We start from the raw sequence: 15,510 nt of genomic DNA on the forward strand, positions 1-15,510 counted from the left end.
TGGCCCTGGCTCTGGCGAAATCTGCGGTTCCACCTGCTCCTCTTCACGCTCCGGTGCCACGGCCACGGTTTCGGCAACCTCCACCCCCAGCCCCGGTTCCGGTGCCTGCGCGGCTTCGGGTTCAGGCTCAGGCTCGATCACACCTTGCGCCGCTGCCGCCATGGCCTCCAGCACGTTCGCATTGCCAGACGGGTCGTCGAGCACTGGCAACTGGTCCAGCGACTGCAGGCCCATGTCGTCCAGAAACTGCCGCGTGGTCGCAAACAGCGACGGCCGGCCCACCGTCTCCCGGTGGCCGATGACCTCGACCCAACCCCGGTCCTCCAATTGCTTGATGATCAGGCTGTTGACCGTCACGCCCCGGATATCCTCGATATCGCCGCGGGTGACCGGCTGGCGGTACGCAATGATCGCCAGGGTCTCCATGGTGGCCCGGGTGTAGCGCGGGGGCTTTTCGGGGTGCAACCGGTCCAGGTACTCGCGCATTTCCGGGCGGCTCTGAAAGCGCCAGCCTGTGGCCACCTGCACCAGCTCCACGCCACGCTGCGCCCAGTCCAGCTGCAGATCCTGCAGCAGCAGCTTCAAGGTGTCGGACCCCAGTGCGTCGTTGAACAGCACGCGCAGCTCGCGCAAAGGCACAGGCTGCTGCGCGCAGATCAGCGCAGTTTCGAGGACCCGTTTGGCATCCACCGTGTTCATGGTTTGGCGATTCCTGGAAAAGTGGCACGCGTCGCGACGGGTGTCACATCAACAGCAGGGGGCAATCAATAGCAATGGCGCACTGTGCAAGGCGCCGGCGCGACGCAAGGGCCCGGCGGGATTCCGTCTTCGGGCTGGGGGCCTGTGGGGCCGTCAGGGCGCATTGTAGCCCAGGCCCCATGCAGCAAGGGCCTGGCGCATATCCTCGGGCACCGGGGCCATGAACTCCAGGGCCTGGCCCGTCACGGGGTGGGCGAAGGCCAAGCGGTAGGCATGCAGCGCCTGCCGCTGCATCGCCTCCACGGGCGCGCCACCGTACAGCACATCCCCCACCAGCGGGTGTTTCAGCGATGCCATGTGCACGCGGATCTGGTGCGTGCGGCCGGTGTGCAAGGTGCACTGCACCCAGCAGCCCTGCTCCGAGCCCTCCAGCCAGCGGATGTCGGTGCGCGCCGCCTTGCCGGCATGCACCGCCAGGTCCACCACCGCCATCCGCAGGCGGTTGCGCGGGTCCCGGCCGATGGGCGCGTTGACAGCGCGGGTCGTGGGCCCGCTCCAGGCGCCGTGCGCCAAGGCGACGTACTGGCGCTTGACCTGGCGCTCGGCAATCAGCGCGACCAGAGCGTCCATGGTGGCACGATCCCGGGCCACCACCATCAGGCCGCTCGTGTCCTTGTCCAGACGGTGAACGATGCCGGCGCGCGGCACCATGAGCGCCTTTTCGTCGCGGGCCAGCAGGCCGTTGAGCAGTGTGCCGCTCCAATTGCCGGGCGCCGGGTGCACGACCAGGCCGGCAGGCTTGTTCACGACCAGCAGGTGGGCATCTTCGTAGACCACGTCGATGTCCATCGGCTCGGGCCTGAACGCCTGGCTCTGCAGGGTCGGCCGCATTTCCAGCACGATCTGATCGCCGGCCTTCACCTTGGCCGATGCCTTCAGTGCCGGCGCGCCTTGCAGGCGGACCATGCCTTGCGACAGCAGTTGCTGCAGGTAGCTGCGCGAAAACTCGGGCACCAGCTCGACCAGCGCCCGGTCGAGCCGCGCGCCGTGCTGCGCGACAGCGACGGTCATGGTGCGCAGTTCGCCGGCAGCGCCTTCGGCCAGGCCGCCGGAATCTTCGGATTCGTCGGAGTCTTCAGGCAGCAGGTCACTGTCGCCGGCCTGAACCGCCCGCGCAGCGGGGCTCATACCGCTGAGCGGCGGGGTGGCCACGGCTTCAGCGCGCTGGCAGGTAGCGGGACGGGTCGACAGGCTTGCCCTGGCGGCGGATCTCGAAGTGCAGCTTCACGCGGTCGGCGTCGGTGCTGCCCATCTCGGCGATCTTCTGGCCCTTGCGCACCGCCTGGTCTTCCTTGACCAGCAGCGTCTGGTTGTGGGCGTAGGCCGTCAGGAAGGTGTTGTTGTGCTTGAGGATCACCAGGTTGCCGTAGCCGCGCAGGCCGGCACCGGCGTACACCACGCGGCCATCGGCCGCGGCCAGCACGGGGTCGCCCGCTTTGCCAGCGATGTCGTAGCCCTTGTTGCGCGCCTCGTCGAAGCCCGCGATCAGCGAGCCAGGGGCGGGCCAGATGAAGGCCAGTTCGTCGTCTCCCCCTGCAGCGGCGGGAGCGCTGGGCGCGGCAGGCGCCGGTGCAGCCGCCACCACCGGGCCCGAAGCCGCAGGCGCACCGGGCTTGGCTGCGCTGGCAGGCGGCACAGGGCCGCTGGCCGGCGTGGCCGGCGTCACCGAGGACGACGCCACCGGGCGGGTGACCACCCCGGTATCGGACGCCACCGCTTGCGATGCAGCCCCGGGAGCCACCACGCGCAGCACCTGGCCGACTTCGATCAGGTTGGCGTTTTCCAGGTTGTTCCAGCGGGCGATGTCTTTCCAGCTCTGGCCGGATTCCAGGCCGATGCGAATGAGGGTATCCCCAGGCTTGACGGTGTAGTAGCCCGGCTTGCCTGCGTTTTCGGCGCCCGGCAGGGGCTTGATGGGCGTGCCCACCACCACGCCGGACTGTGCGCCGGCAGAAGGCGCGGGAGACTGGGACGCCGTGCCCCGGTCTTCCACAGGAGCCCTGTTCAGCCGGGTGCCGCAACCGGTGAGCGCGAGCCCCGCCAGCGCCACGGTAAACCCAACCACAAGACCACGCGATACGAACATAAGCATTTCCCTTTGGACCGTGTTGTGCACTCACGTGCTCACGAAAACCGGTAAAAGGCCCGGCAACAAGGCGCGCGATGCGCCAAGAGATGAAGACCGCAAGCGGGCTGCGATGCAGAAGCCGGACCTTTTCCCGGCTGTTCCCATGCGCTGGACCATGAGATCAACGCTCGCGCCGTGGCAACCGCTGACCTCATGCCCCAGGGAGGACGCGTGCCAGCGCACGAGCCCTTCTAGGCAACCCCCGATTTTAGGGGGACAAAATGTACGGGCTCCAGCACGTTTTGTTTCAATCCGTGCGGGGTTTTGTCGATCACGAGCAACATCTGCTGCCCGCCCGCCACGGCCATGGGGGCCACCAGCCGTCCGCCGACGGCCAGCTGGTCGCACCACGCCTGCGGCACGGCGTCGCCGCCTGCGGCCGCGATGATGGCCGCGTAAGGCGCCCCCTTGGCATAGCCCAGCATGCCGTCGCCAAACAGCAGATGGACATTCGCCAGCCGAAACGGCCGCAGATTGCTGCGGGCCTTGTCGTGCAGCCCGCGCAGCCGCTCCAGCGTGTAGACCTCGCGCGCCAGATGGCTGAGCACCGCCGCCTGGTAGCCACAGCCGGTGCCGATCTCCAGCACCCGGCCCAGGCCGCCGGAGCGTGCAATGTCCGCGCCCAGCAGCAGCTCGCACATGCGGGCCACCACATTGGGTTTTGAAATGGTTTGGCCGAGCCCAATGGGCAGGCTGGTGTCTTCATACGCCTGGTTGACGAGCGCGCTGTCCACAAACTGGTGGCGCTGCACCGCCCCCATGGCCTGCAGCACGGCGGACGACGTGATGCCGCCCGCCGCCAGCTTTTGCACCATGCGCGCGCGCACGGCCGCGGAATCCAGCCCCACCCCCGACGGCGAAGGTGCCGGCGGCCGCCCCCCCAGCGGCGCCGCAGGGGCCGGGCGCGCTGGCGTCGGTGCCGCCGTACCCGGCAGACGGGCCGGAAATCCGGGGCGGCGCTGCTGCATCGTCACGCCTTCGGGGCGTGGGCTGCCCCTGACGCCAGTCGCGACGCCGTCTGCGCCCAATAACCCAGGTTGTCGTGGTCGGTCAGGTCCACCTTCAGCGGTGTGATCGACACATGGCCTTGCACGGTGGCGTGGAAGTCGGTGCCCTCTGCATCGTCCTTGGCAGCGCCCGCGCTGCCGATCCAGTACATCGCCTCACCCCGCGGGTTTTCCTGCACGATGACGCGCTCGGCCGCATGGCGGCGGCCCAGCCGGCACAGCTTGATGGGCTTGAGCACATCCAGAGGCAGGTTGGGGATGTTCACGTTCAACAACCAGGGTGTTTCATTGACGAGCTGCTGGGCGCGCATTTGCTCCACGATCTCGCGAGCCTTGGCCGCAGCCGCCTCGATCTCGCCCCAGCCTTTGTCGACCTGGGAGAACGCGATGGCCGGAACGCCGAACAGATAGCCCTCCATCGCCGCACCCACGGTGCCCGAGTAGATGGTGTCGTCGCCCATGTTGGCGCCATTGTTGATGCCGGAGACCACCAGGTCGGGCCGGTAGCCCAGCAGCCCGGTGAGCGCAATGTGCACGCAGTCGGCTGGGGTGCCGTTCACGTACCGAAAGCCGTTGTAGGCCTTGGTGACGGTCAGCGGCGAGTGCAGCGTCAGCGCATTGGACTTGGCGCTGTTGTTGTGCTCTGGCGCGACCACCTCCACCTCGACCCCGTCAAGGGTCTTGAGCGCATCGTGCAATGCCACGATGCCCGGAGCCTGGTAGCCGTCGTCGTTGGAGATCAGAATTTTCATGGGTTGCAGCAGGGGGTTGCAACCGATTGTAGGTCGCAGTGCCCCGCCCGCCCCGCCCTCGCGCGCCAGCCAAGGCGGTCGCTCGTGGGACAACGCGCGCCCGGGCCCCCCACCTATCATCCGTTCAACAAAATTGACCGGAGACCCATCCCATGCACGCTTGGCTTTGCACCAACCCCGTCGGCGTCGACGCCCTGGCCTGGACCGAACTGCCCACGCCCACGCCCCAAGCCGGCGAGGTGCTCATCGAGATCAAGGCCGCCAGCCTGAACTTTCCCGACCTGCTCATCGTGCAGAACAAGTACCAGATGAAACCGCCGCTGCCCTTCGTGCCCGGCTCCGAATATGCCGGCGTGGTAGCGGCAGTGGGTGACGGCGTGACGCACCTGAAGGTCGGCCAGAACGTGGCCTGCCTGTCCGGCACGGGCGGCTTCGGCACGCACACCATCGCGCCTGCTGCGCTGTGCATGCCGCTGCCCGAAGGCTTCTCGCACGTGGATGCGGCCGCGTTCATCATGATCTACGCCACGTCCTACCACGCGCTGGTGGACCGCGCCGCACTCAAGGCGGGTGAGACGGTGCTGGTGCTGGGCGCTGCCGGCGGCGTGGGCACCTCGGCCATCCAGATCGCCAAGGCCATGGGCGCGCGCGTGATCGCAGCGGCCTCCAGCGACGAGAAATGCGCGCTGTGCACCTCCATCGGGGCGGACGCCACCATCAACTACAGCAAGGACAACCTGCGCGAGTCCATCAAGGCACTGACCGACGGCAAGGGCCCCGACGTGATCTACGACCCGGTGGGCGGCGACTTTGCCGAGCCCGCGTTCCGCTCCATCGCCTGGCGCGGCCGCTACCTGGTGGTGGGGTTTGCGTCCGGCCCCATCCCGGCCCTGCCCTTCAACCTGGCGCTGCTCAAGGGCGCGTCCATCGTGGGCGTGTTCTGGGGCGACTTCGCCAAGCGCGAACCCAAGGCCAACGCCGCCATGATGGGCGAGCTGGCGCAGTGGTACGCCCAAGGCAAGATCAAGCCGGTGATCGACCGCACCATGCCCATGGCCGAGCTGCCAGCCGCCTACGCGCACATGGGGTCGCGCGGCGTGATGGGCAAACTGGTCATGGTCAACTGACAGCGGCAGGGCGCATCAACCCGCGCCCGCCACCCCGGGTCACCGGCGTTTTTGCCCCCCGGGGGCGGCACCCAAACAGCGGCTGCTGTGTCACACTTGGGGACTTCGCCCCCTCAGACCCTGGTGTCAGCACATGGCCGACCGTCCACCCTCCGAAATCGCGCGCGAGACACTCAAGCAGCTGGCCATCCGCCGCTTGCAGCCCACGCCCGACAACTACCTGGCGCTGTATGACGAGATCGCCGAAACTCGCAGCCCGCAGCCCTTTCCCGAAGGGCCGCTGAGCCAGATCCTGCGGGTGCTGCCGGGGCAGACCCCAGCGCAAAAGCGCCTTTTGGGCCAATTCGAGCGGGCGATCATCCAGAAGGACTGGTCGTCGTTGCAAAGCACCATGGTCGGCTACGCCAACCTGGGGCTGAACCCCATGTCGGCCACGGCCACGCCCATCGAGACGGCCGCGGACGCCGCCCCGCCCGCCGCCATCCTGCCCGACGAGTTTGCGCAGCTCTTGGCGCGCCTGGTGGACAACGTGCTGCCCGCGCTGGGCGACGACGACGCCCGCGTGATCGAGATGGCGCAGCAGCTCGTCACCTTCCTGCGCGAGCCCGCGCCCCCCATATCCACCGCCCAGCTGATGCTGGGCAACTTCACCTACCGGCTGTCCTTCGCCACCGAAGAGCAAGGCGCCATCCGCAGCGGCCTGCTGAATCTGCTGCACATGGTGTTCGAGAACATTGCCGTGCTCAGCGCCGAAGACCGCTGGCTGCAGGGCCAGGCCCAGGCGCTGATGGCAGCATCCACCCCGCCGCTGACGCTGCGCCGGCTGGACGACGTGCAGCGCCGCCTGAAGGACGTGATCTTCAAGCAGGCCGAGGCCAAGGCCCGCACGGTGGAGGCGCAGGAGCAGATGAAGGAAATGCTCACCACCTTCATCGAGCGCCTGGCGCGGATCACCGCCTCCAGCACCACCTACCAGGGCACGATGGAGCGCTGCGCCGACCTGATCGGCAAGGCCAACACCATCGAGGAGATCGCCCCGGTGCTGCAGGAGGTGATGAGCGCGACCCGCTCCATGGCCCTGGACAGCCGCGTGACCCACGACGAACTGCAGGACCTGCGCGAGCGCACCGAAGCCAAGCGCGCCGAGGTGGCCAAGCTGCAGGAAGAGCTCGACCGCGCCAGCGCCCAGGCACGGCACGACCCGCTGACCGGATCGCTCAACCGCAAGGGCCTGGACGAGGCGATGGAGCGCGAGATCGCCCGATCGCGCCGCCTGGGCTCGCCGCTGTGCCTGGCGCTGCTCGACGTGGACAATTTCAAGACCATCAACGACCGCCTGGGCCATTCCGGCGGCGACGCGGCCCTGGTGCACCTGGCACAGGTCACGCGCGAGGTCATGCGCCCGCAGGACCTGCTGGCGCGCTATGGCGGTGAAGAATTCGTGCTGGTGCTGCCCGACACCACGGTCGACAGCGGCGTGGCCGCCATGACCCGGCTGCAGCGCGAGCTGACCACCCGGTTCTTTTTGCAGGGCACCGAGAAGGTGCTCATCACCTTCAGCGCTGGCGTGGCCCAACTGGTGGACAGCGAAAGCAGCGCCGACGCCATCCGCCGCGCAGACCAGGGGATGTACCTGGCCAAGCGGTCGGGCAAGAATCGGGTGATGCCCGCGTAGTCACTCCCCCCTGAGTCGCCTGCGGCGCCTTCCCCCCAGGGGGACGCCACCCGTGGCCTGGCAGAGCCAGTTCCACGGTGGCACTGGCCTGGGGGCGCGCCGGTATCGACGTCCGCTTGATTAGGATGCTGCTCAAAGCAGCGCCTGCTCGGGCTGCTGCTGCCCATCACCTGAAACGTCACCGACCATGGACCGCCGCGCATTTCTACAACTCGCCGCCAGTGCGGCCGCAGCGACTGCCCTGCCCCGCTGGGCGTGGAGCAACGCGCCTTCGCTGTCCACCCACCCGTTCGCGCTGGGCGTGGCCAGTGGCGATCCGGCGCCGGACGGGGTGGTGCTGTGGACGCGCCTGGTGCTGGCCGATGCGGCGCAGCTGCAGGCGGCCCACACCGTGCGGTGGGAGGTGGCGCACGATGCGCGCTTTGCGAAGATCGTGCAAAAGGGCGAGGCGCCTGCCCTGCCGCAGCTGGGCCACAGCGTGCATGTGGAGCTGCGCGGCCTAGCGCCGGGGCGTTGGTACCACTACCGCTTCATGCTGGGCGATGCGGTCAGCGCCGTGGGCCGCACGCGCACCGCGCCTGCGGCGGGCGACCTGCCGGATGCGCTGCGGGTGGCCTTTGCGTCGTGCCAGCGGTGGGAGCACGGCCAGTACGCCGCGTGGCGCCACCTGGCGGCCGACCAGCCCGACCTGGTGCTGTTCCTGGGCGACTACATCTACGAATATGCCACGCCCAAGAATGCATCGGACCTGGCGCGCACCCACACCCTCAAGGTGGCGACCACGCTGGCCGACTACCGCGACCGGTACGCACTGCACAAGAGCGACCCGGCCCTGCAGGCCGCCCATGCCACCTGCCCCTGGGCCGTGACCTGGGACGACCACGAAGTGCAAAACGACTACGCCGCGGGCGCAGGCCGGGGCGACACCCCGCACTTCCTGGCGATGCGCGGCGCCGCGTGGCAAGCGTTCTACGAGAACATGCCCCTGCGCGCCACGAGCCTGGCCCGGCCCTTCCCCGACACCCGGTGGGACGCGCTGCAGGTCTACCGCCGGCTGCGCTGGGGCCGACTGGCCCACATCCACCTGCTGGACGGCCGCCAGTACCGCACCTGGCAGGCCTGCCGCACGCCCGATTCCGCCAGCGCAGGGGCCGTGCGCGGCGGCGCCTGCGCCGAGCTGGTCGACCCGGCCCGCACCTACCTTGGCGCGGCGCAGGAGCAGTGGCTCGACACAGGCCTGGCCAGCGACGCGGCCGCGCCGGACGCCACCCGCTGGAGCGTGCTGGCCCAGCAGACGCTGTTCTCGCCGCGCCATTACCCTTCCGGCACGGTGACCACCGACAACTGGGACGGCTACCCCGCCGGCCGCGCGCGCCTGCTGCAATCGGTGGCCCGCCATGCTCCCCGCAACACAGTGCTGCTGGGCGGCGACATCCACCAGAACTACGTGTGCCGCGTACACGCCGACGCGGACCGCCCGGATTCGCCTGTCATCGCCAGCGAGTTCTGCGGCACCTCCATCAGCTCGCGCTCGGGCACCACGCAGGACAAGGTGGACGCCGTAGTGCGGCACAACCCCCACGTGCTGCTGGCCCGCTGCGACCTGCGCGGCTACGGCATTGCCGACATCACGCCCGAGCGCTGGACCACCACCCTGCACACCGTGGACGACCCGATGCGCGCGGACAGCGGCATCAGCACCCTGGCCAAGTTCGTCGTGCAAGACGGGCGCGCCGGGCCCGTGGCGGCGTGATCGCTCCTCTTTTGATAGCTGGTCGCGCTTGTCCAGACAGCGGCAGGGCCATGAAAAGCTTCAAACCCAGCGCCTGTAGCGCAATGTAACGCCGAGCCCTTGCGCGGGCTGCGCACCGTACGATGGCCGCTTCTTGCTGCCACGAAGGAGAAGCCCATGTCCCCCATCGTCTCGCCATCCTCGGCATCGCCCCGGCGTTTGCGCCCGGGCCTGATCACTGGCACCGCGCTCGCTGCACTGCTGGCGGGCTGCGCTGGCACCATCAGCCCCTCGCAGTTCGCCTACACCGTGCCGGCCCAGCCGGAGGGCTCGTCGGGCTACACCGAAAAACCGGGCTGGGCCACCGAGAAGTTCGCCGTGGCCGCCGCCAACCCGCTGGCGACCGATGCGGGCTACCAGATCCTCAAGGCCGGGGGCTCGGCCGTGGACGCGGCCATTGCGGTGCAGATGGTGCTGACCCTGGTCGAGCCGCAGTCCAGCGGCATCGGCGGCGGCGCCTTCTTGCTGCACAGCAACGGCAAGGCGGTGGAGGCCTACGACGGGCGCGAGACCGCACCCGCCGCTGCGGACGAAAAACTCTTCCTCGGCGCCGACGGCAAACCCGTGCCGTTCTACGACGGCGTGGTGGGCGGCCGCTCGGTCGGCGTGCCCGGCACCGTGCGCATGCTGGAGCTGGCGCACAAGCAGCACGGCAAACTGCCCTGGGCCACGCTGTTCCAGCCCGCGATCACCCTGGCCGAGGGCGGCTTCAAGATCAGCGCGCGGCTCAACACCCTGGTGGCGGCGGACCCGCACCTCAAAAAGGACCCGGTGGCCGCCGCCTACTTCTACAAGGCCGATGGCGATGCCCGCGACGTGGGCGTGAACCTGCGCAACCCCGAACTGGCTGCGGTGCTGCGCCGCATCGCCGCCGAAGGCAGCAAGGCCCTGCACGAGGGCGAGATCGCCCAGGCCATCGTCGACAAGGTGCAAAAGCACCCCACCAACCCCGGCAAGCTCAGCTTGGCCGACCTGGCCGGCTACCAGCCTAAAAAGCGCGAGGCGCTGTGCCACGACTACCAGGTCGCCACCAAGGACTTCCGCGTCTGCGGCTTCCCGCCGCCCAGCTCGGGCGCCATCGCCATCGGGCAGATCCTGGGCATCCTCAAGAACACCGACGCCGCCGCAAAGCCGCTGCAGGACGGCATCCCCTCGGCCGACTGGCTGCACCTGTACACCGAGGCTGCGCGCCTGGCGTTCGCCGACCGCGCGCAGTACGTGGCCGACCCCGACTTCGTGCAGCCCCCCGCGGGCAGCTGGAGCAGCCTGCTCGCCCCCGCCTACCTGGCCGACCGCGCCAAGCTCATCGGCGCGCAGAGCATGAAGGTCGCGCAGCCCGGCAACCCCGGCGCGGTGAAGACCAGCTACGCGCCCATGCCCGACCAGCCCGAGTACGGCACCAGCCACATCAGCATCGTCGACGCTTTCGGCAACGCCGTGGCCATGACCACCACCATCGAAGACCAGTTCGGCGCGCGGCAGATGGTGACCACCAGCGCCGCACGCAGCGGGGGCTTCCTGCTCAACAACGAACTCACCGACTTCAGCTTCGCGCCCGCCGACGCGCAGGGCCAGCCCATTGCCAACCGCGTGCAGCCCGGCAAGCGCCCGCGCTCGTCCATGGCCCCCACGCTGGTGTTCGACAAGGCCACGGGCGAGCTCTTGATGAGCGGCGGCAGCCCCGGCGGCGCGGCCATCATCCACTACACCGCCAAGACGCTGTACGGCGTGCTCAACTGGGGTCTGATGCCGCAGCAGGCCATCAACCTGCCCAACTTCGGCTCCATGAACGGGCCCACGCTGCTGGAGGAAAAGCGCTTCCCGCCCGCTACTGTGGAAGCCCTGCGCGCCCGCGGCGCCGAAGTGCGCGAGATGAATATGACCAGCGGCCTGCAGGCCATCACCCTGGGCAACGCCCATGGCAAGAAGCTGTGGATGGGTGGCGCCGACCCGCGGCGCGAGGGTGTGGTGATGGGCGACTGAACGAAGACAACAGCGCACGCACGATGAACAAATCACTCGCCCGAATTCATCTCGGATTGGCCATCTTCTACGGATTGTTGGCGGCACTGTTGAGCGCGATCCACCTCACAGGCGACAAGGCCAGCGCTACCGGCGTGCTCATTTTTGCAGCCGTGTTCGGCACACCGCTGGTACTCCACGCCCTGGCATTGAGGGGCGTTCGCAATGGGCTGCTGTGGGGTCGCAGCTTGTCCTGGACCCTGGGAATCCTGCTGCTTTTTGCGGTACCGATCGGCACGGTCCTCGGGGCTTTCGTGATCATGCGGACCGGTCCAAAGGATTGGGAAAATTCGGCGAGCGGCTATCCAGCCATATGGATGCGCCCAGGGTGGCACGCAATCCCAAGAAAAAGTGCCGCTACCGCGCACTGGACAAGCGCCAGCAGCCATTAAAGAAAGAGCGTTCTGCCATCACGGTGCAGAACGCTCTTGGAGCCGTCACCCAGCCATGCCAACACGGCACAGCCGGCGCTGGCGTCACTGCTCGGCAATCACATCCACAAACACCAGCGGCTCGCTGCCCGTATTCGCCAACCCATGCGACTCGCCCTTGCGCACGATGGTCACGTCGCCCGGCTTCACGGCCACGTCCTTGCCGTCCTTGTCGCGGAAGGTGCCGCGGCCGGAAATGATGATGTAGGTGTCTTCGTTGGTCGTGTGCTTGTGAAAACCGATGGAGTCGCCCGGCTGCAGCGTGAGCCAGCTGATCTCCTTGATCGCGTGGTCCTTGAGCGCCTTGTCGCGCGTGAAGGCGTATTCGCCGACCAGCGTGCCCTTGCCGCCGCCCGCGGCCTCCTTGTTGGCCTTGATCAGCTCTTCCTTGGTGAACACGTCGGCCAGCGCCGGCGCGGCAACCAATGCCAGTGCGACGGCGGCGCCTGCAGCGCGGGCCAGGGTTTTGTCGTGTGTTGTTGTCATGAAGTCTCCTCGGTGGATGAAGCCGCGGCTGCGGTTGCTTTGACGTTGGCGTTGGCGTTGACGTCGATGCAGCCTGGTGCGGCGGCCACGCCTGCGTGCAGCGGGGCGTGTGCCGGGGAGCATGTTAGGCCCGAACGCGCGGCCGCGCTGCCAGGCCATCAGGGTTCTGACGGTGTGCCACTACACCCACCGCGCCAGCACCTTCGGCACGCTCGCCACCAGCATCGCCACGCCCGACAGCGTCAGCATGCCCAGCACGATCTGCCGGAACCGCGCGTCGCTGATGCCGTGGTACAGCCGGGCGCCCAGCAGCGTGGGCACCAGCATGGCGGGGACCACGATGGCCAGCAGGGGCAGGGCCTCGCGGGTGATCAGGCCCGTGGCCGCGTAGGTGGCAAAAGTTACCAGCAGCATCGCCAGGTTGAAGTTCTGGATGATGGCGCGCTGCACGTCCTTGTCCATGCCGCGCAGGGTGCACCACAGCGTGGGCAGCACGCCGGTGAAGCCGCCCAGGCCGCCCATCACCCCGCCGGCCAGGCCGACCGCCGCGTCCGCCACACGCCCGCCGCGGGTGATGCGGGGCAACTGTTTGGCCATCAGCATGGCCGGGCACCACAGCACCAGCAGCGTGCCCAGCACGAGCTTGAAGGCGTCCATGTCCAGGCGCGGCAGCACGGCCACGCCCAGCGGAATGCCCGCCAGGCCGCCCAGCACGAAGGGCAGCAGCCGCGCCTTGTCAAAGCCCCGGCGCACCGAGAACGCCGCCACCAGCTGGCCGGTGAGTGCGCCGCACACCGTCAGCACCGCGCCCAGGCGCGGCTCCAGCGTCCAGGCCCAGAACGACATGGCCACCATGCCAAAGCCAAAGCCCGACAGGCCCTGCACAAATCCCGCGGCCACCGCCCCCAGGGCCACCACCCACAGCACAGATGAGTCCATCACCTTCCCCTCCGTTGTTGCCGTGCATTGTGGAGAGTTCTCATAAGCAAAGCATCAGCAATTAATATCAAGCCATATTGATTTACTAATAGCCCGAAACCAGCCATGCCTGCGCATTTGCCGCTTGATCCCGACGCCGTCCAGGCCCGCCTGGCCTCGCGCCTGAAGATGCGCCACCTGGTGCTGCTGCAGCAGATCGAGGCGCATGGCACCCTGACCCGCGTGGCGCACCACATGGCCACGAGCCAGCCGGCCATCACCCATGCGCTGGCCGAGCTGGAGGCGATCTTCGGCGCGCCGCTGTTCGAGCGGTCCACGCGCGGCATGGTGCCCACGGCGCTGGGCACCGTGGCGCTGGCCCGTGCGCGCACCCTGCTGCAGGACCTGGGCCACTGGGCGCGCGACATGGAGGCCGCCAGCGCTGGCCGCGCGGCGCACCTGCAGGTGGGCGTGATCCCGTTCGTGCCGGGGCGCCTGCTGGCTGCGGCCATTGGCCAGACGCGGCCCCGCGGCCTGCGTGCCACGGTGAGCATCCACGAAGGCACCAGCGACCACCTGCTGCAGCGCCTGCGCGGGCACGAGCTCGACTGCGTGGTCGGCCGCACCTCCGCCGTGCTCGACATGGACGGGCTGGTGCACGAGGTGCTCTACCACCAGGAGCCGCGCCTCATCGCCCACCGCCGCCTGTCGGCGCGCCTGGCCCGCAAGCCCCTGGCCTGGGCCGAGCTGGCGGACCTGGACTGGGTGCTGGGCGCGCGGCAGACGCCCATGCGCGAGCAGATCACCGACTTCTTCCTGCGCGCGGGCGTGGTGCCGCCGCAGCCCTATGTGGAAAGCCTGTCGTCCAAGGTCATCGGCGAACTGGTGGCGGCCAGCGAACGGGCCGTGTCCATCGTGCCGGCCGACATCGCCCAGGAGCTGGTGCGCATCGCCGGCGTGGCCATCGTGCCGCACCGCTTCGGCTGGACGCTGCCGCCCATCACGCTGTTCCAGCGGCAGCGGGACGCGCAGCATGCCGAGGTGGCGCAGTTTGCGCAGGCGCTGCGCGAGGCGGCGGCTGCTTTCACGGCGGAGCACGCCTGACGCGGAAGGGGCTGGCAAGGCAGCCCTCGCTGTGCCAGGCAGGCTGGCCTGCGGTCAGAACGCCGCGGTCGCGGGGTGCGGGCCGATACGCCCCTCGGAATCGTCCAGCCCGGCTATCGCCGCCATGTCACCCGCATCCAGGGTGAAGCCGAACACGTCGGCGTTCTCGGCAATGCGGCCTGCGTTCACCGACTTGGGAATCACCACGTGCCCCATCTCGATGTGCCAGCGCACGATGACCTGGGCGGGCGTCTTGCCGTGCTTCCTGGCAATGGCCACGATGGCTGGGTCGGCCAGCAGCTGGCCCTGCCCCAGCGGGCTCCAGGCCTGCGTGGCAATGCCGTGGGCGGCGTGGTAGTCGCGCAGCGCATGCTGCTGGAACCGTGGGTGCAGCTCGATCTGGTTGAGCACGGGCTTGACGCCGGTCTCCTGCACCAGGCGGTCCAGGTGCTCGGGCTCGAAATTGGAGACCCCGATGGAGCGTACGCGGCCTTCGGCCTGCAGCCGCACGAAGGCGCGCCAGGTGTCCACATACAGGCCCCGCGCCGGGCATGGCCAGTGGATGAGGTACAGGTCCAGTTGCTCCAGGCCCAGCAGCTTCATGCTGGCATCGAAGGCGCGCAGCGTGGTGTCCAGGCCCTGCTCGGCGTTCCAGAGCTTGGTGGTGATGAAGACGTCGCCCCGCGGCACGCCACTGGCGCGCAGGCCTTCTCCCACGCCTGCCTCGTTGCCATAGATGGCGGCCGTGTCGATGTGCCGGTAGCCGGCGCCCAGCGCGGCTGTCACGGCCTGCGCCGTTTCGTCGGCCGGCGTGCGCCAGACGCCCAGGCCGAGTTGCGGGATGGATCGCCCGTCGTTGAGCGCAAGGGTGGGGTGCGGATGCAGCTGGGTCATCGTCTGGGTCCGTGATGTCGGTGGTTGAAGAAGAGAAGCGGCGCTGGATGCCGTGCGCAGGGCGCGCAGGGGAGTACAGGCCGGGCAAGGCATTCGCTGGGCATCTTCGCACGCAGCCCCGCTGGCTGCACCGTCTGGTAAAGAAGCCAGCATAAAGATGCGGTCACCCCCGTGCACTGCGACCCGGCCGCGGCCACATTGCATCCATATGCAACTGCCCCAAAACCGGGAGGCCCACACAGTACGCGGCTGCGCAGATGAACACGCATCCAAAAGCGATCTTTCCATGTTGCGTTTGCTCACGTTTCGCAATTAATTCACGCAAATTTTCTGCTGCGCCCGCGCAACTGCCGGGGTCAGCCCGATGGTCTGCGTGCCTATGATCGATTCACAAAACGCACTGTGATGCGAGGGC

14 protein-coding genes are annotated in these 15,510 nt (G+C 68.6%); 6 read left to right on the forward strand and 8 right to left on the reverse strand.

Features of this window, described 5'->3' with window-relative positions:
* From scpB to surE, 5 genes are all read right to left on the reverse strand, one after another.
* A partial coding sequence (gene scpB, locus ACIGHN_RS27230) for an SMC-Scp complex subunit ScpB (RefSeq protein ID WP_396507370.1) occupies nucleotides 1-699 on the reverse strand: 699 nt, incomplete at its 3' end.
* A 153-nt stretch (nucleotides 700-852) separates the two neighbouring features.
* On the reverse strand, nucleotides 853-1,887 hold the full coding sequence (locus ACIGHN_RS27235) for an RluA family pseudouridine synthase (protein ID WP_056411707.1): 1,035 nt from the start codon (nucleotides 1,885-1,887) through the stop codon (nucleotides 853-855).
* A 28-nt stretch (nucleotides 1,888-1,915) separates the two neighbouring features.
* A complete protein-coding gene (locus ACIGHN_RS27240) occupies nucleotides 1,916-2,845 on the reverse strand; it encodes a peptidoglycan DD-metalloendopeptidase family protein (protein ID WP_396507372.1) in 930 nt (309 codons plus the stop codon).
* A 233-nt stretch (nucleotides 2,846-3,078) separates the two neighbouring features.
* Nucleotides 3,079-3,855 (reverse strand): protein-L-isoaspartate(D-aspartate) O-methyltransferase, encoded by a 777-nt coding sequence (locus ACIGHN_RS27245; RefSeq protein WP_056411711.1) that lies wholly within the window; start codon nucleotides 3,853-3,855, stop codon nucleotides 3,079-3,081.
* A gap of 2 nt (nucleotides 3,856-3,857) precedes the next feature.
* Nucleotides 3,858-4,646, reverse strand: coding sequence for a 5'/3'-nucleotidase SurE (surE, locus tag ACIGHN_RS27250; RefSeq protein ID WP_056411712.1), 789 nt, complete (start codon nucleotides 4,644-4,646; stop codon nucleotides 3,858-3,860).
* 152 nt (nucleotides 4,647-4,798) lie between these two features.
* Between surE and ACIGHN_RS27255 the strand changes: the two genes are divergently transcribed.
* The 5 genes from ACIGHN_RS27255 (at nucleotide 4,799) to ACIGHN_RS27275 (ending at nucleotide 11,654) form a co-directional block, all read left to right on the forward strand.
* Complete coding sequence (locus ACIGHN_RS27255) at nucleotides 4,799-5,773, forward strand: NADPH:quinone oxidoreductase family protein (RefSeq protein WP_396507374.1); 975 nt, start codon at nucleotides 4,799-4,801, stop codon at nucleotides 5,771-5,773.
* 133 nt (nucleotides 5,774-5,906) lie between these two features.
* Nucleotides 5,907-7,448, forward strand: coding sequence for a GGDEF domain-containing protein (locus ACIGHN_RS27260; RefSeq protein ID WP_396507376.1), 1,542 nt, complete (start codon nucleotides 5,907-5,909; stop codon nucleotides 7,446-7,448).
* Between the two features lie 187 nt (nucleotides 7,449-7,635).
* Nucleotides 7,636-9,201 carry an alkaline phosphatase D family protein gene (locus ACIGHN_RS27265; RefSeq protein ID WP_396507378.1) on the forward strand — a complete coding sequence of 522 codons (1,566 nt, stop codon included), beginning with the start codon at nucleotides 7,636-7,638 and terminating at the stop codon, nucleotides 9,199-9,201.
* A gap of 156 nt (nucleotides 9,202-9,357) precedes the next feature.
* Nucleotides 9,358-11,223, forward strand: a complete 1,866-nt coding sequence (locus ACIGHN_RS27270) for a gamma-glutamyltransferase family protein (RefSeq protein ID WP_396507380.1) — start codon at nucleotides 9,358-9,360, stop codon at nucleotides 11,221-11,223.
* Between the two features lie 23 nt (nucleotides 11,224-11,246).
* Nucleotides 11,247-11,654, forward strand: coding sequence for a hypothetical protein (locus ACIGHN_RS27275; RefSeq protein WP_396507382.1), 408 nt, complete (start codon nucleotides 11,247-11,249; stop codon nucleotides 11,652-11,654).
* Between the two features lie 84 nt (nucleotides 11,655-11,738).
* Here ACIGHN_RS27275 and ACIGHN_RS27280 read toward each other — a convergent pair whose 3' ends face one another.
* Both ACIGHN_RS27280 and ACIGHN_RS27285 read right to left on the reverse strand, forming a co-directional pair.
* A complete protein-coding gene (locus tag ACIGHN_RS27280) occupies nucleotides 11,739-12,179 on the reverse strand; it encodes a cupin domain-containing protein (protein WP_396507383.1) in 441 nt (146 codons plus the stop codon).
* A gap of 180 nt (nucleotides 12,180-12,359) precedes the next feature.
* Nucleotides 12,360-13,118 carry a sulfite exporter TauE/SafE family protein gene (locus ACIGHN_RS27285; protein WP_396507384.1) on the reverse strand — a complete coding sequence of 253 codons (759 nt, stop codon included), beginning with the start codon at nucleotides 13,116-13,118 and terminating at the stop codon, nucleotides 12,360-12,362.
* A gap of 105 nt (nucleotides 13,119-13,223) precedes the next feature.
* Here ACIGHN_RS27285 and ACIGHN_RS27290 point away from each other — a divergent pair, with 105 nt between their 5' ends.
* Nucleotides 13,224-14,201 (forward strand): LysR substrate-binding domain-containing protein, encoded by a 978-nt coding sequence (locus tag ACIGHN_RS27290; RefSeq protein WP_396507385.1) that lies wholly within the window; start codon nucleotides 13,224-13,226, stop codon nucleotides 14,199-14,201.
* Nucleotides 14,202-14,255: 54 nt separating this feature from the next.
* Here the strand turns inward: ACIGHN_RS27290 and ACIGHN_RS27295 are convergent, their stop codons facing one another.
* Nucleotides 14,256-15,095 carry an aldo/keto reductase gene (locus ACIGHN_RS27295; protein ID WP_396507387.1) on the reverse strand — a complete coding sequence of 280 codons (840 nt, stop codon included), beginning with the start codon at nucleotides 15,093-15,095 and terminating at the stop codon, nucleotides 14,256-14,258.
* Nucleotides 15,096-15,510 lie beyond the last annotated feature (415 nt).

The sequence above is a fragment of the Acidovorax sp. NPDC077693 genome (assembly GCF_044542805.1).
Classification (GTDB): domain Bacteria; phylum Pseudomonadota; class Gammaproteobacteria; order Burkholderiales; family Burkholderiaceae_C; genus Acidovorax.

Coding starts and splice junctions, on each gene's coding strand:
- ACIGHN_RS27235 (WP_056411707.1), bottom strand. CDS start 1,887: ATGAGCCCCGCTGCGCGGGCGGTTCAGGCCGGCGACAGTGACCTGCTG.
- ACIGHN_RS27240 (WP_396507372.1), bottom strand. CDS start 2,845: ATGTTCGTATCGCGTGGTCTTGTGGTTGGGTTTACCGTGGCGCTGGCG.
- ACIGHN_RS27245 (WP_056411711.1), bottom strand. CDS start 3,855: ATGCAGCAGCGCCGCCCCGGATTTCCGGCCCGTCTGCCGGGTACGGCG.
- surE (WP_056411712.1), bottom strand. CDS start 4,646: ATGAAAATTCTGATCTCCAACGACGACGGCTACCAGGCTCCGGGCATC.
- ACIGHN_RS27255 (WP_396507374.1), top strand. CDS start 4,799: ATGCACGCTTGGCTTTGCACCAACCCCGTCGGCGTCGACGCCCTGGCC.
- ACIGHN_RS27260 (WP_396507376.1), top strand. CDS start 5,907: ATGGCCGACCGTCCACCCTCCGAAATCGCGCGCGAGACACTCAAGCAG.
- ACIGHN_RS27265 (WP_396507378.1), top strand. CDS start 7,636: ATGGACCGCCGCGCATTTCTACAACTCGCCGCCAGTGCGGCCGCAGCG.
- ACIGHN_RS27270 (WP_396507380.1), top strand. CDS start 9,358: ATGTCCCCCATCGTCTCGCCATCCTCGGCATCGCCCCGGCGTTTGCGC.
- ACIGHN_RS27275 (WP_396507382.1), top strand. CDS start 11,247: ATGAACAAATCACTCGCCCGAATTCATCTCGGATTGGCCATCTTCTAC.
- ACIGHN_RS27280 (WP_396507383.1), bottom strand. CDS start 12,179: ATGACAACAACACACGACAAAACCCTGGCCCGCGCTGCAGGCGCCGCC.
- ACIGHN_RS27285 (WP_396507384.1), bottom strand. CDS start 13,118: ATGGACTCATCTGTGCTGTGGGTGGTGGCCCTGGGGGCGGTGGCCGCG.
- ACIGHN_RS27290 (WP_396507385.1), top strand. CDS start 13,224: ATGCCTGCGCATTTGCCGCTTGATCCCGACGCCGTCCAGGCCCGCCTG.
- ACIGHN_RS27295 (WP_396507387.1), bottom strand. CDS start 15,095: ATGACCCAGCTGCATCCGCACCCCACCCTTGCGCTCAACGACGGGCGA.